Source organism: Vibrio sp. M250220, from assembly GCF_036533795.1.
In the GTDB taxonomy this organism is placed as follows: Bacteria; Pseudomonadota; Gammaproteobacteria; order Enterobacterales; family Vibrionaceae; genus Vibrio.
This window is the reverse complement of record NZ_JATABI010000002.1, coordinates 18,874-33,264: the sequence shown is the minus strand read 5'-3', so window position 1 is coordinate 33,264 and position 14,391 is coordinate 18,874. Positions and strand designations below refer to the sequence as shown.

At 39.9% G+C, this 14,391-nt stretch carries 10 protein-coding genes; 2 read left to right on the top strand and 8 right to left on the bottom strand.

The window, feature by feature from the left end; all coding sequences use genetic code 11:
• Window positions 1–57: 57 nt before the first annotated feature.
• Together QTN94_RS00950 and QTN94_RS00945 are read left to right on the top strand one after the other, a co-directional pair.
• On the top strand, window positions 58–1,251 hold the full coding sequence (locus QTN94_RS00950; protein WP_331426574.1) for a site-specific integrase: 1,194 nt from the start codon (window positions 58–60) through the stop codon (window positions 1,249–1,251).
• A 67-nt stretch (window positions 1,252–1,318) separates the two neighbouring features.
• Complete coding sequence (locus QTN94_RS00945) at window positions 1,319–1,792, top strand: hypothetical protein (protein ID WP_158105378.1); 474 nt, start codon at window positions 1,319–1,321, stop codon at window positions 1,790–1,792.
• Between the two features lie 122 nt (window positions 1,793–1,914).
• Here QTN94_RS00945 and QTN94_RS00940 read toward each other — a convergent pair whose 3' ends face one another.
• From QTN94_RS00940 to QTN94_RS00905, 8 genes are read right to left on the bottom strand one after another with little or no spacing between them, the layout of a single operon-like run.
• A complete protein-coding gene (locus tag QTN94_RS00940) occupies window positions 1,915–2,589 on the bottom strand; it encodes a hypothetical protein (protein ID WP_039447903.1) in 675 nt (224 codons plus the stop codon).
• Window positions 2,561–3,052 carry a hypothetical protein gene (locus tag QTN94_RS00935; RefSeq protein ID WP_039447901.1) on the bottom strand — a complete coding sequence of 164 codons (492 nt, stop codon included), beginning with the start codon at window positions 3,050–3,052 and terminating at the stop codon, window positions 2,561–2,563. Before QTN94_RS00935 ends, QTN94_RS00940 begins: the two co-directional genes overlap by 29 nt.
• A gap of 49 nt (window positions 3,053–3,101) precedes the next feature.
• Window positions 3,102–6,137 (bottom strand): type I restriction endonuclease subunit R, encoded by a 3,036-nt coding sequence (locus QTN94_RS00930; protein ID WP_331426573.1) that lies wholly within the window; start codon window positions 6,135–6,137, stop codon window positions 3,102–3,104.
• Window positions 6,127–8,076, bottom strand: coding sequence for a DUF262 domain-containing protein (locus tag QTN94_RS00925; protein WP_331426572.1), 1,950 nt, complete (start codon window positions 8,074–8,076; stop codon window positions 6,127–6,129). The genes QTN94_RS00930 and QTN94_RS00925 overlap by 11 nt, the downstream gene beginning before the upstream one ends.
• Window positions 8,073–9,449, bottom strand: coding sequence for a DUF262 domain-containing protein (locus QTN94_RS00920; protein ID WP_331426571.1), 1,377 nt, complete (start codon window positions 9,447–9,449; stop codon window positions 8,073–8,075). Before QTN94_RS00920 ends, QTN94_RS00925 begins: the two co-directional genes overlap by 4 nt.
• Window positions 9,446–10,609 (bottom strand): DUF4268 domain-containing protein, encoded by a 1,164-nt coding sequence (locus QTN94_RS00915; protein WP_158105383.1) that lies wholly within the window; start codon window positions 10,607–10,609, stop codon window positions 9,446–9,448. Before QTN94_RS00915 ends, QTN94_RS00920 begins: the two co-directional genes overlap by 4 nt.
• A gap of 10 nt (window positions 10,610–10,619) precedes the next feature.
• Window positions 10,620–11,954 carry a restriction endonuclease subunit S gene (locus QTN94_RS00910; protein ID WP_158105384.1) on the bottom strand — a complete coding sequence of 445 codons (1,335 nt, stop codon included), beginning with the start codon at window positions 11,952–11,954 and terminating at the stop codon, window positions 10,620–10,622.
• Window positions 11,954–14,380 (bottom strand): type I restriction-modification system subunit M, encoded by a 2,427-nt coding sequence (locus tag QTN94_RS00905; RefSeq protein WP_331426570.1) that lies wholly within the window; start codon window positions 14,378–14,380, stop codon window positions 11,954–11,956. Before QTN94_RS00905 ends, QTN94_RS00910 begins: the two co-directional genes overlap by 1 nt.
• Window positions 14,381–14,391: the final 11 nt, after the last annotated feature.

Genomic DNA, 14,391 nt, shown 5'->3' with positions numbered 1-14,391 from the left:
CGAATTGATTACTCTCATTATATTCTAAATTTAAAGATTAATGATAAGATAATATTGATGACTGCTGTAAACGTATTTTTAAAAGAAAGAACATACAAAAGTTTGAAAACTAGTGAACGATATTCAAATATATTAAAACGTTTCTTTGATTTTATAATAAGCAATAATGCTAACATAACCCAAAACTTCTGGCGAGAAGTTACAGATAGCGATATTCGTGAATGGCAAGGATATATAATAAAAAATAGAGATAATAAAAATAAGAAAAGGCCAAAGGATGATACTGTATATTTAGATGCATGTATCGTTTTTGACTTCTATTCTTGGGCGGAAAGGAACCATTTCCCAGTTTTAATAAACTCAACAAGTGTTGACTGGAAATTTAACTTTCGAGATGAAAGCAAACTTTTATCAAGTAAAGGCATCCTATCAGGAAGTGTTCCAGATTATGCAAATATTGATATTCGTAATACACGAATCAAACAATTTAGAAATTCTAGTAGTAATAAGTCTGACACAGTCATGGAATTTGAAAATATCAAAGCTTTAGTGAACTCATATAGTGATCCAGTTTATCCAGTTATGTTTCTTTTAGCACTAGCCACTGGAATGCGTGAACAGGGAGTATGCTCTTTCCCTTATATTGGAATCGGAGAAAATGATCATATTAGAACATATCCTGAAATAAAAAATTTAGTTCCCAAAGATCCCAAAGGAAAAACGCCCAAAACATTTCCTTTCACTACTATAGAAAAAGGGAATAAACAACGAACGCTACAAGTAAATATGTCTGCTTGGAAAGTAATATGTAAAATCTATTTACCACTTTATTACCGAAGAAAAAAATTATTTAAAAATAAATTTCCTAATAAAAATGTTGATGCTGTATTTTTCTTGAATAAAGCTGGTAAACCCGTAACACCAAAAATGGTGTCAGACGCAACTAACCGAGCAAAAAAGAAACTTAATGACCAGCACTTTCATTGGTCATTTCACAGCACAAGGGACTGGTATGCCACAATGTTTATTATCAAACACTTAACTCGAGAACAGATCAATGCAGCACATTATGATGCTGCTATTGAAGATGCATTACGCAAACAACTCGGGCACAGTGATATCAGAACAACATATATGCATTACATTCGTGTAGCTTCTCTTCTATTGGCAACACGTAATGGTGAATTAGATTTTTCGTTAGGGAACTCTGATGATTTTTGGAATAATATTGCTAAAACAATAGATAACTAGTTCTCTCATTGTCATTCAGCTTAATCCATAGCCAAGCTGAACACAACGCATAATAAGGAATAAATCGATGCACAAGGAAACCTTTAAAATTGCTCCTTTTAATCTTGATAATTTTAGATCGAAAGCAATACGGTTTGCGTCACTGATAACAGAAAAATCAGGGTATGATAAGTTCAAATCAAAAGAACGATATAATTTGCTCGCTCAATCATTGGGTTATAACGACCATGGAGCCCTCGTGAAGTTATCGCGTTCCAGAAAAATCAGTAACAATAATGCCGTTTTTAGCATTTTTGTTTATAAGAAATACAGAGAAAAAATCATTGATACTTTTTGCGCAAACCTTCCTTCGATCAATAGAAAGCATATCGAAGCAGCCGCTGAGGAGATGATTATTGACGAGCGACTAGAAATTTCAAATTTTTTAATCTGTACTCCCATGAGCCGAGAATCTTTTTTGAGATCTCTTAATCATGAACATTATGAAGAAGTGACTTGGAGTAACCTTGATTCTGACAAATACGTAGCTCCAATTTACTAACCACAGATTCTCATGATTTTGAAATATTTAATAAAAAGCCGTTAAGTTTTGATGTATCTCTTTCGAAAAAGCGGAACCAACTATAGGAGAATGTTCCGCCTTACCACTACATCAAATTGACATTAACGCCTACGAGATTTTTGATTTCGAAAAGCCGTTCTAAACTGTGATATTGTTTGTGCTTCTGAATCAGGATTTAAAGGAGTCAAACCAAGAAAACGTTGTCTTTTATGATGAGCAAGCACTCTATCAAGAGATTTCCCATCACGGTTACTTAAGAAAAACCGATCTTCCTTCCCTAAATCCAATGTTGTTCCCAAAAATTCTCGACCTAGTGAGATCCCCAAATTACCGGAATAGAATTTACATTCAGCAGTTAAGACCGTATGGTTTTTCTTTGGATGGACCATATTTCGTCGACAAAATTCGCCTTCAGAAGCATCAACAACTAAAACATCACATTCATGGACAACGCCGGCAAGTCCTTCAACATACACACCGACATGACCTTCAAAAATCAGGTCGTTGCCAAAATCGATCATCGCATGTGCATAATCATTAGCCTTCGAATAGATTCGTCCTGGAGATGATCTGAAAAATAATGTCTTAGGAGATTTTGTACCATTAACTGTTTGAAATGATATCGACGCTCCTTCTTGCCGAGCTGCTTCCAACACCAATGATAATGCATACACTTCAAAAGCATCATTTGCCGCACCAGAAGATGTTACTGGAACCCTGTTTTTCAAATGTTGGTTATACGCGTTTTCAAGATCTTTCAGTGTCGTCATCGCCATTCTCTAACATTCCTTTAAAGCCATCGTACGCTAATTGACTTTCAGTCAAATCCCCATTTATGCTAATCGCCTTTATTTCATGAAGAACCTCTTGAGATACTTCATCATTATCTGATGGCACAAACTTTATTGATTCAATAGTTGAATCAAACTTCAATAGATTTCCCAGTGCAGAATGCCGTATTTTAGGTACATCTAAAAAAGCAACTTCGATAGATTTTAGGAGGACACCAACTTTCTCATCATGAGTAAAAGGTCTACTAGTTTCATATTTTTGACGTTTCCTCTTTTCCGGCGCAGGTAACTGATCGGAAGGTACTAATTTAAAGAAGCTACTATCAGTATCAGCTTCCTGAGCCTTCATTGATATACCTTGAGAAAAAGTATCTTCAATTTCGTCAGCTATCCAAGATGTGCCTGAGCGCTGCCTCAAGACAATTAAAAAATCTTCTATTTTTTCCATCTATAACAACTCATTTCCACTAAAACAAAAATCTTCAATAAGGCTCTCATCAACCACCAACCATACGCTGCGTACTATGCGTCAACGCAGTCTCGAAAGCTGTATCAGAAGCAAATAGCTTGTAAAACTCCATGTCTTCTTTCCGGCGGCGAAGCATGACTTCCTTCAGTATTTTTTTATACACCAACTCTCGGTTTACCGGGTCTGGATTATTTTTGTATTTCGATTCAAAATCCGGGTGTTGACGAACACTCTCAGCAATCTTGATAAACTTGATACGTTGTTCTTCTGGCGTGGCGCTCCACCCTTGGAACCAGCGCTCGTTAAAGGTACGGATGATTTCATCAAGCTCATCAGTTTCAGAGTCCCCCCCATGAGCACTTCTAGGGTTAGGGTTTTGAGGGTCAACTGGTGTTTCGTCAGGATTTAGATGAATAGAATGATTGAGCTTAACTCTCTGCAACCCATATGAACTCAAATCAACCGACTCTAAAAGCTTATCGAAAGCATCTGCATCTGAGTCATCTACCTTCAGTTTTGGAATCAGAAACTTGAGGAACCAAAATAGTTTTTCCCATTCGACAATTTCATATGGCATGATTGACGCCATCTGACCGTAAATTTTTACGAACTGTTTGGCTTTAATCTTGAAATCAACCTGTTCTTCTGGCTCTAGACCAAGCTCATCATCGAATCGAGCTACTGCGGTATCAATGATGGGGCTTAACGTTTGTGCATCTTCGTTATTAAAATAGCGAGAGACAAAATCTTCAACTTCATACCATTCATATACACCAACATCATCTAGGTCATCTTTCAACTCATGCAGGACATTGATATCAGTCGCTTGAGAGAGAGATGTGGCGGTATAGAAAGGATCAAATGATGCTTGTATATCTTCTACTGCGTTAAAGAAGTCCAGGACAAACAAATCTTCCGTTTTCTTACCCCATTTAGGCGCACTGCGGTTGAGTCGAGATAATGTTTGAACACACAGAACACCTGCAAGTTTTTTGTCTACATACATAGAGCAAAGCTTTGGTTGATCAAACCCTGTAAGGTATTTGTTTGCCACGACTAATAAGCGATGTTCATCCGTATCAAATTTGTCTTTCGTTTCCGTTTCTGCGAAGCCGTTAATATCAGCTTCAGTGTATTCAATACCATCAACAGTTTTTGAGCCAGAAAAAGCAATCAGAACTTTGAAAGGGTTACCTGACTCTTCAAGAATACGGCGAATAGCTCGGTAATAACGTATAGCAGTCTCAATATTCTGAGTAACAACCATACCTTTACCCTTGCCTTTTAACTTCTTAGCGTTAACGACTGAAGGTATAAAGTGCTCCAGCATGATTTCAGCTTTCGTATCGATCGTCTGTTGACTGCGCTCAACAAAAGCCCTCAGTTTCTTCTGAGCTTTCTTGGTATCAAACTCAGGGTTTTCGGCTATCGACTTTTCAATCTCGTAATAGCTTCTGTAAGTCGTATAGTTGGCTAGTACATCTAGAATGAAATCTTCTTCAATCGCCTGCTTCATCGAATAAAGGTGAAATGGCTTATACGTGCCATCCGGTTGCTGCTGACCAAATTTCTCCAAGGTTGTATTTTTAGGTGTTGCAGTGAAAGCAAGATACGAGGCATTACCACGCATTTTGCGTGATTTCATCGCCTGTAGAATTTTATCTTGTGCGTCTTCTTCCGCTTCAACGTCTTGTTTACCCATTGCCCGGTTCATATTGTCATGCGCAGAGCCAGACTGGGAGCTATGTGCTTCATCAATGATCACCGCGAAACGTTTATCACTGAGATCTTCAATCCCATCGATAATAAAAGGGAATTTTTGAATAGTGGTGATAATTATTTTTTTACCACCCTCTAATGCGCGTTTAAGCTCCGACGAGGTAAGAGCTGGCGCAATAATGTTTTTGACCTCGGAGAACTCTTTGATGTTATCTCTCAACTGTTTATCAAGTAAACGACGGTCCGTTACAACGATAACAGAGTCAAACAATGGTTGTTCCATTCCCTTACCGCCAGAAACTTCATTAGTTTCCGGATAAGTTTCTATCAGTTGATATGCAGCCCAGGTGATAGAGTTTGATTTACCAGACCCTGCGGAGTGTTGAATCAAGTATGTATGACCAACACCATAAGTGGAGGCATGAGCAATCAATTTACGTACAACATCAAGCTGATGGTAACGCGGGAAGAATAAGGTACGTTTCGCCAATGGAGTTTTGCTACCGCCGTCAAGACGCACAAAGTGTTGAATAATGTTAGCGATGCTACTTTTGGTAAAGACTTCTTCCCATAGATATGCCGTTCGATGACCATTAAGGTTTGGCGGGTTCCCTTTACCATGGTTATAACCTTTATTAAAAGGCAGGAAGAAAGTGTTTTTCCCAGCTAATTTGGTGGTCATATACACTTCATCAGTGTCGGCTGTCATATGAACCAAACAACGACCAAATGTCAGAAGTGGCTGAGTGGTATCTCTGTCTTCACGGTACTGTTTTTGACCATGGTAGCGTGCGGTTTGTCCAGTCCACGCATTTTTCAACTCAAGAGTGACAATTGGAATACCGTTGATAAACAGCACCATATCTATTTCTTGCAGTGGATTGGCTAATGAGTAACGAAGCTGACGTGTACAACTGAAAATATTAGCTGCAAAATTTTGTTTTACCTTGTCACTGCTGCTCGCTAACGGTGCCGGATACATGAGGTTTAAATGGGCATCATCAACCTTCAGTCCCTTTTTAAGCAGATGCAACACTCCATGTTTTTTTATCAGGCGGTCGTAACGCTCTAAAATCTTACGTTGCCAATCACCCGGATTGTTCTTCTTCAATTTAGCCAGTTCTTGTTCCTGAGAGTCTTCAAGAAACTGCCAAAAGAAACTCTCATCCAATGCGTACTGCATATTGAAATCAGAAGGGAAACCAGATAGATAACCGCAATGTTGCACACCATAAGGCGCAACAGGATCATCAGATATCCCTATCTTTTGATCTTCAAGACAATGGCCAGTGAGTGCTTTTTCAATACTAGCCTCTAACGCCTGCTCGTTAGTATTACTGACCATCAGTTACTCCTTGTGTGTAATGTGTTTCCAACAATGCCAACATGTTCTGTTGATGTTTTTCTATTTCGTTGGCAGACCATTGGTTATCTGATTGCATATATGTTTCAAAAATATCTTTCAGCTTCAACGCGTCATAACGTGGTTTAGAATCGAAATCCGCTTTTTTCTTTGCTACCGTTTGGTTGCTGTATGAAGAGTTTTCTCCCGGGCTTAAAAGCACTAAATTACCAAAAGCATTTAATGAGCTCTTTTCAAGCTGGTGATGGTACTCTTCATTTTGAGGGTGAACGTGCTCAACCGAGTTTTTCGAAGTGATCCGATAACGTTTTAACTTTTCATCATTGGCTTTATCACCGTTTTTCCAGAGTAAGTATTCCAGCTTCTGAAACCAATAATGTTCGAATCGAGTTCCCAAAGAGCTCTTAAAATATGAGGCTTGTTCTTTCCAGCGAATTGTTTGTGGCGATATCCCTGATGCAAGTTTAAAACTTGCTTCTTTTTGCGTTTCACGGGTAAGCGACATTTGATTATCGATGCGTTCCAGCAGCGTAACCACGTCTTCGTCTTTCGCTTTCGGCTCCGCAACCAACCGACTTAGAAACGCTGTCAACCAATACTGGGCTGAGCGATCACCGGTAAAGTTACGTACCGCTTGCAATTGTGCCAGTAAACCAAGTTCTTTGGCTTTACGGTTGATATAGGCTTTATTCTTACTGATCGAAGTTAAACGTAGCTGGGCATCTTCTCTGTCATCATGCTCGACCCATTTTACAACCCAGGTATCGAACTGATAACGAACCTGCCATAACAACTCTATAAACGATTTAATGGTTCGTTCATCTTGTTGTAGTAGCCGTTCAAAACACAACATCAGATTGCTAGCGCGGATACGAGGAGCAAGATCATCCCATGATTTCTGGATGCAAAAAATTCTGAGCGTATGAATCAACAGTAATTCAAAACTGATAATTGAACGACAATAAACGGTCTCATCGTCAAAATCATCGCTTTGATTTTCAGATTGTTCAGGTTCGACATCGAAATCCAATGATCCTGATGCTATCTCAGCAATTGACTTACCAACTCGTTGAACCCTATTACTAGAACTGACTAGAGGAAATAACTCTGCCTGATAGTTGGCAAGATCTTTATATTCCAGTTTTTGCCAGTCGGCACTTTTGAATATCTGTCTGAGATTGCGCTCAAAATAGTTGTCGGTATGTTCGCAGGCTTGCCAAATAGCACTGTAAACGGCCTTATCTGTTGTAATGTGTTTGAACAGTTTAGCCTTCAACAAATCGACGGGTTCTAGCTGTATGCCACCTGTATTTAAGCTTGAAAACAAGCGATTAAGATCCATGGATGCTGGAACAATATTGTTTACCCACTGCACTTGGTGAAAAATGTAGTCAGCAAAATCATGGATATCGAAGTCTGATTGCTCTGCCAACTTATCGACTTGCTGCCTCAGAATCGTAAGGTTAGCTTCCAGATGTACTAAATACTCATCCTTACGAATATCTTCTTCTCCGGGTTTCGTAATCTTGTCCAGTCCCGCGTAGCTGCCAAGCAAGTTACGCACTGACTCTCTTATTTCGAACGTTAACCTTGGATTTTCACCTTTGATACTCACATTAGCCAGCTGAGTCTCAATCCCTACTGCCTTGAAGGCAAGTGATAACAACATCAGTGTTGTGGTTCTTTGCTGCCCATCGATCAGCTCATATTCGCTTTTATCACCATTTAAAGCACTCAAGACACTGCCAATAAAGTAATGGGGCTCTTTAGCTAAATAGGCATCGCGAACGTCATCAAATAACTTAATCACTTCTTCCTCACGCCAGACGTAAGGACGCTGATAGCAAGGAATAACGAAGCCCAAATCTTTTGTCGCTATAATTTGTAATGAAAGCAGCTCTGTTTCAACCTTTGAACTCATGCCGCCTCCGTCATTTCAGCGATATTACTGGTTAATAAGTTAGCAAATGAAGACGCGTACTGTTCTTGCGACAGCCCCAGTTGGAAATGCTTAGTCACTTCTGCAATAAAGCGTTTCTTAACACTATTGGTGTCTGATTCTAAATTGCTAGGATCAACGACCAAATCAAACGCATCAAAAAAGGCAAAGCACTGCTTAGGCGTATAGCTCAAAGCAATCCAGTCCAAAACGGGATAGTCCTTCACAAAACTTGAAATTGAATTTTCTCTTACCGCTTTCTGATTACTCACTCTGCGGGAGTATACAACTCTGAATAATTTTTTCGCTGCCAACTCTAACTGGTATTCTCCAAACTGGCTGATGTACATCATCAGGCACGCTTCATAGAGACCTTGTAAATAGCCACAGCCTTCTAATCCTTTAAGCCAGCAAATAAAGCGGTTGTAACCTTCTTGATGGGGCAACGTCGGGTTAACCCAGTATTGCTGATATAGGTTTTGGAAATACGCCAGGTAACGAATAGTGTTGATACCCGCATTAAGCGGCTGCCTGACTTCATACCCCTGTTGTGCGGCTTGTTGGACAACGTCACCACCAATCCCGGTTAACCGCAGTACTTGACCATAAGCAATGTCATCACCTTCGGTTGTTTGTTCACCAAGTTCGGAGACAATTTGATCCCTCACCACTTTTGTCTGCTGATGTGGTGCGAGTTCTCTCATATTCAGCTGTTGCCAATAACGCCCTTTTAAAAGGGGTTTGACTGAGTTGTCTAATTTACCCAACCCTTCCCATTGGAGCGCGAATCTTGATTGATGAACCTTAGGCACAGCTCTTAAGTGATGGGCTTTGATAATATCGGGGCCACCAAGTCTTACACCGCCAGTGTTTTGCGTTTCAAAAAAGCGGTACGCATCATCCTCTGATTCAGTGACCACCAATGAAAACTGAATACGCTCAAAATTGGTAAGCTTCGCCCACTTGGATTTGCGATCTGCTAACCAATCAAGATTTGTCTTAATTTGTTGTTGGCTAAGGGGTGATTCAAAATGCAGATCAAGTTGTTGGTACTGTTGAGAGAGAAAACTGAATAGCGCTAACGTAGTAATACGCTGTTGACCATCGATGATTTTCAGTTGTTGTTCATCGTGGTGAAGAATTAGGCTACCCAAATAATACGGTAGCTCATTATGCTTATGAAAATGCTCTCTTAAATCTTCTAACAAACTATCAATTTGCTGACTTTCCCAGCAATAAGGGCGCTGGTATTCAGGGATGACTAATGCTCCAGTAAGTTGCTTGCCATTACTCGCCTGTATTTTTTGGCCTTCAAAAAGTTGTTGTGCTGAACAAGTTGCGACACTTACCGTCATTTCACATCCTTGTGTTTTAATCTTTCAGAGGCTTGCAGAAGTGACGCTTTAAGTGCCTTTTCCAGTTTAATCATATACTCAAGATGCCAGGTAATATGATCATGCCAAATGTCTTTGTTAAAGCCTTCCACTTTACAGGAGAACTGAATTCGAGATTGTTTCTTGTCATCTAGACGAAGCCACTCAAGAGGTTCTCCAAATACAGAATCAATCTGATCTTTTTGTTCGAACAATTGATCAAATAACCATTTGTTTTCTTCACCGTTGCTTCGACTTAACCACAACTCAACACGAAGTTCCTTTTGATTAAAAATCAGGCTGAACGGGCAACCTGTTACACCGGAACCAGCGCATAGCCAATGATCTTTGGTTGTGCTGATATTGTCATACAGGTTGCAATCGCTCTTTTGAAACACTTCTAAAGCCTGTTCCCAATACTCTCGCCTCACCGAGTGACGATTTTTCAAAACCACTTCTGTGTTTTTTTCTTCCGCTTCTTTGGCATTAATGCCAATCATCAGCTCTTTAGCTTCTGGGGTAGGAATAATCTGATCGATATTGATAAGAAGCTGATCGTCTAGAGCATAAGGGGTAACTTTAAAGCACTGGATGCTGAGTCCTTGTCCAAGTAACCATAACGCGGTACTAGTCACTTCTTTACGGAAATTGGCGGCCACTAACATCAGGCGCTGGCTGTTACCGAGATTAAGTTTGATTTCATCCAAATCAGGCGCATCTAAGAATTCACAGATACGCTGCACTGCGTTTTGTGGCTGGTTTAATAAATCACGTTCACCTTGCAGCGGTTCATACCGGTCCAAATACTGCTGATAAATATCAACAATCTGCCCCTTAGTCAGGCTGGCACAGTAAGAAGCGTACTTAAGTGCCTGCCAAACCACATCACGACCGGAGTCATCAAGTTTATTCTCGATAATGACTAGGTTGCCATCTTTATCCAGAGCCAATAAGTCAAGGCGTTCACGGGTGTCATCAAAGCCATCGAACTCTTTTTGAATAATAAGGAGTTCTTCCCCTAATGCATCCGGCTGATGGGCCAACCACTCCTGAAGATGTTTGCGCTCAGAGAAGCCCAGCTCACTAAACTTCTTGGTTTTTATCGGACTGATTCGATTGGTTTGATGATTAACAGTGAACATAACGCCTCCTTTAGCCTTCTACCATTTCAGGCGTTATTTTTATTTTTCCAGTGACAGCACTATTTATCAACGACGAACGATATTCTTTAATTTTCGATATTTGCTTTTGTAGTGAATCAACAATGTTGTTCATTTCAACCGACGTTTTATTTATAAAACCAACAATTTCTCGCTGTTCTTGCTTAGGTGGCAATGCTAACCAAAAGTTTTTAAGCGATTGAAAATTAAGTCCTTCTCTGCCACCGCCTTGTTGGAAAAACCAGATTTGGCCCTGACCAACTTCAGACGCTAAAACAGCATTCAAAAATATTGTTTCTATGTTCTTGGCCGGACGAACAATACAGACGTGTTGATTGACATTCATTTCTTCGTTTGTATCAACGTAAAAACATCGACCAATTGAACCTCCGGTAATATTTAATAAAACATCGCCTTTTTTGACTTTACTATTGGCCATTCCATCGTGAATTTTTTGAGAAATCCTTGCTACATCATCAATATCTATGCGATCAAAGTGTACATTTTGACTCCTCAACAATGGAATACCTTCATCAAGATATGTAGCACCACCGCCAGAAGGAGTTACGCCACTACCAATTTTTGAAGTTACATGTTTAATTCTTTTTATGTCCCAATGTGTTGGAATTTTACCAATCCAATCTACTCCCGAACTTTTCATTGACACATTCTGGTCTAACCCTTGGGTTACCGCCTGCTGAATAATGATTTGCTTGCGCTCTTTTAACAGACTAATTTGCTTTTCTTTTATGGCAATGGCTTCATCAATTTGAGCTGTTTTTGTATCGAGAAATGCGACTATTAGAGTCTGCTCTTTGTAACTAGGCAGAGGCAAATTTAACTGCGCAAAATCATTAAATCGGAAGTCTGTAGAACGTTCACGAATTCCTTTAGCTAAGGATTCAATAAAACCAGATAAGGCTAGATCTCGCATATAATAGGCATAAAAGTAGGGGTTAACCTGTCCCTTTTTTCTTGGAGTACAAGCAGCATAGACTGGGGTCGATTTACCACTAGAATCTGATACACCAATAGCTCCAGCAAATGCATCCATAGCATGGATTACCAAATCACCTTTCCTAATACCCTGATATCCATGTTCTTTAAGAGCATTCGTAAAACCTTCTGTTCGACGGTTTTTTCTCAAGGTTACTGTTCCATCTCGAAAACAAGTAACAATTTCATCGTTACTATTGATAGAACGTTCTTCTTTTTGAAAAAGCCACTTTCCTTTTTCTAGTTCCCATGATGACGGCACAAGGCCTATCCAATCAATTCCAGAATCTTTATAGGACTCGTATTTCGGCATTAATGTTAAACTTTTCATTAAGCTTCTCCCTGAACTTCCGCAATTTTTACGCCTAAGATTTGCGCAATCAGGCCTTCAGCTCGTTGTTCTAAGCTAATAATATCGTTTGCCACTTCGCTAAGCTCACGCAGTGCCTTATGACGATAAAAGTATTTATTAAAGCTAATTTCGTAACCTATCTTCACTGTATCTAAATTGATCCATGCTTCGTTAACATGCGGTTTCACTTCATCAATGAAGTATTGGTAGATACTTTGTTTAAGAGGAATAGATTCGCTATCACGCAGATCTGAGCTGCTTTCGTAGGTGGTAAATTCGTGCTTTTTACCGGTTGGGTAATAACCAAAGTCAGGTAAATCTGTTTCTTCACATTCATAACGATCAAGTAAATCTTGCAGTTTGTCATCATTCAGTTTTACAACTTTCTTGACCACTTTAGCGGCATTTTCGTCATACCAGCTCACAGCATTTAAAATGGCATTCTTCTCTGACGCTGATAGCTTAACTTTGCTCGCTTTAAGCTCTTGATCAACTTGTAATTTGAACACGTTGTAATCATCGAACTCATCACTACCAATCGCGTCCATCAACTGTTCTGCCGTTTCAACCAACGCTTTAAGCGATAGCCAGTATTTAACATCCAGTAGTTTGGTCTGTGCTTTTTTATTAAGGTTAATGTCGTTATCTTCACACCAAACAGCTATCGCTTTTTTCTTCGATTTTAAGAAACTCTGCTTCTGGTCATCGCCATAACCTTTAGTGGCATACACTTTGTCACCATATTCAGAATACAGATGCACCATTACCTCAGACAGTTGCTTGTCAAAACGCAATGTTTCAACCGTTTTCTGAGTAAATCTTGCTTTACGACGATCGGGGCGTTCGATCGTGACTTTGTAATAACCAAAATCATCGTTATCAAATACCTGACTGGCAATACCGATAGGATCGTTATTCTCATCTAACTGACGTTCAACCGCAGCACACTTCAGATAAGTTTGAGTGATTTCATCGATCTGTTTCGGTGAAAATTCACAGTTTTTGTTACCCAGATTTTTACGTAATTTTCGATAAAGTAAGCTGGCATCAATTAGCTGCACTTTGCCTTTACGGCTATCAGGTTTGTTATTGCTCAATAACCAGATATAAGTAGTAATACCCGTGTTGTAGAACAGGTTGTTTGGTAATTGTACAATCGCGTATAGCATGTCGTTTTCGATGATATAACGACGGATATTACTTTCACCGCTACCCGCATCTCCGGTAAACAAGCTTGAACCATTATGAACAGAAGCAATACGAGAACCGATCTGAGTTTCTGTTGACGATGGATCTTTCATCTTATTGACCATCTCCATCAAAAACAGCAATTGCCCATCGCTAGAACGTGGCGTTGCATCTTGTTCTTCTTCATTGCCCCAAAAGTCTTTCAATTTGACTTTGAAGCGAGGGTCAATCACATCCTTACCATCTTTGATGTACTTCTGTTCAGACGCCCAGCTCTTACCATAAGGAGGGTTAGACAGCATAAAATCAAACTTCATCCCCGAGAACTCATCCGTTGAAAGCGTTGAGCCCACTTTAATGTGTTCCGGGTTGTTGTTTTTGATCATCATATCCGACTTACAAATGGCATAAGTCTCATCGTTGATTTCTTTACCATATAGGTAGATATCACGATTAGCCCCAAGGCTTGGGTACTTCTCTTCAATAAACTTCTGCGACTCAGTCAACATACCGCCGCTACCACAAGCCGGGTCATAAACCGTCATCACTCCAGGAAGCTTGTCTTTGATTGGGTCGAATACCAAGTGAGTCATTAGCTCAATCACTTCACGTGGCGTAAAGTGCTCACCGGCTTCTTCGTTGTTTTCTTCGTTAAATTTACGGATAAGCTCTTCGAACACATACCCCATGCCTAAGTTACTTAACGCCGGTAACTTGTAACCGTCAGGATCAGTCGCTTCATTGGGAGTTAAGTTAATGTTCGGAGAAACAAACTTTTCAACTACATCCAGTAGTACTTGCTTGGAGGCCATATGGCGGATCTGCGCTTTCAGATTAAAGCACTCGATAATCTCTTTAACGTTATCGCTAAAACCAAGTAAGTATTCTTCGAAGTTCGCCAACAGGATTTGCTGGTTGTTCGTTGCTGAGTTATACAAGCTTCTCAGTGTCCATTTCGACGTGTTGTAAAACACAAAGCCTGACGCATCACGTAATGGGTCGCCGTCCAACTCCACTGCATTCATCTCTTCTTTTTGAAAACGAACTTCTTCTAGTACAGCTTCTTTACTAGGCTCAAGCAGAGTATCTAAACGTCTTAACACCACCATAGGCAAAATGACATCACGGTACTTACCCCGAACATAAACGTCACGCAGACAATCGTCGGCGATATTCCAGATAAATGAGACAAGTTTATTATGTACGCTGTGGTCCATCTGTTTATCCT

Excerpts from the sequence above, each read along its gene's own strand:
- QTN94_RS00950 (WP_331426574.1), top strand. The coding sequence starts at position 58 with ATGACTGCTGTAAACGTATTTTTAAAAGAAAGAACATACAAAAGTTTG.
- QTN94_RS00945 (WP_158105378.1), top strand. The coding sequence starts at position 1,319 with ATGCACAAGGAAACCTTTAAAATTGCTCCTTTTAATCTTGATAATTTT.
- QTN94_RS00940 (WP_039447903.1), bottom strand. The coding sequence starts at position 2,589 with ATGGCGATGACGACACTGAAAGATCTTGAAAACGCGTATAACCAACAT.
- QTN94_RS00935 (WP_039447901.1), bottom strand. The coding sequence starts at position 3,052 with ATGGAAAAAATAGAAGATTTTTTAATTGTCTTGAGGCAGCGCTCAGGC.
- QTN94_RS00930 (WP_331426573.1), bottom strand. The coding sequence starts at position 6,137 with ATGGTCAGTAATACTAACGAGCAGGCGTTAGAGGCTAGTATTGAAAAA.
- QTN94_RS00925 (WP_331426572.1), bottom strand. The coding sequence starts at position 8,076 with ATGAGTTCAAAGGTTGAAACAGAGCTGCTTTCATTACAAATTATAGCG.
- QTN94_RS00920 (WP_331426571.1), bottom strand. The coding sequence starts at position 9,449 with ATGACGGTAAGTGTCGCAACTTGTTCAGCACAACAACTTTTTGAAGGC.
- QTN94_RS00915 (WP_158105383.1), bottom strand. The coding sequence starts at position 10,609 with ATGTTCACTGTTAATCATCAAACCAATCGAATCAGTCCGATAAAAACC.
- QTN94_RS00910 (WP_158105384.1), bottom strand. The coding sequence starts at position 11,954 with ATGAAAAGTTTAACATTAATGCCGAAATACGAGTCCTATAAAGATTCT.
- QTN94_RS00905 (WP_331426570.1), bottom strand. The coding sequence starts at position 14,380 with ATGGACCACAGCGTACATAATAAACTTGTCTCATTTATCTGGAATATC.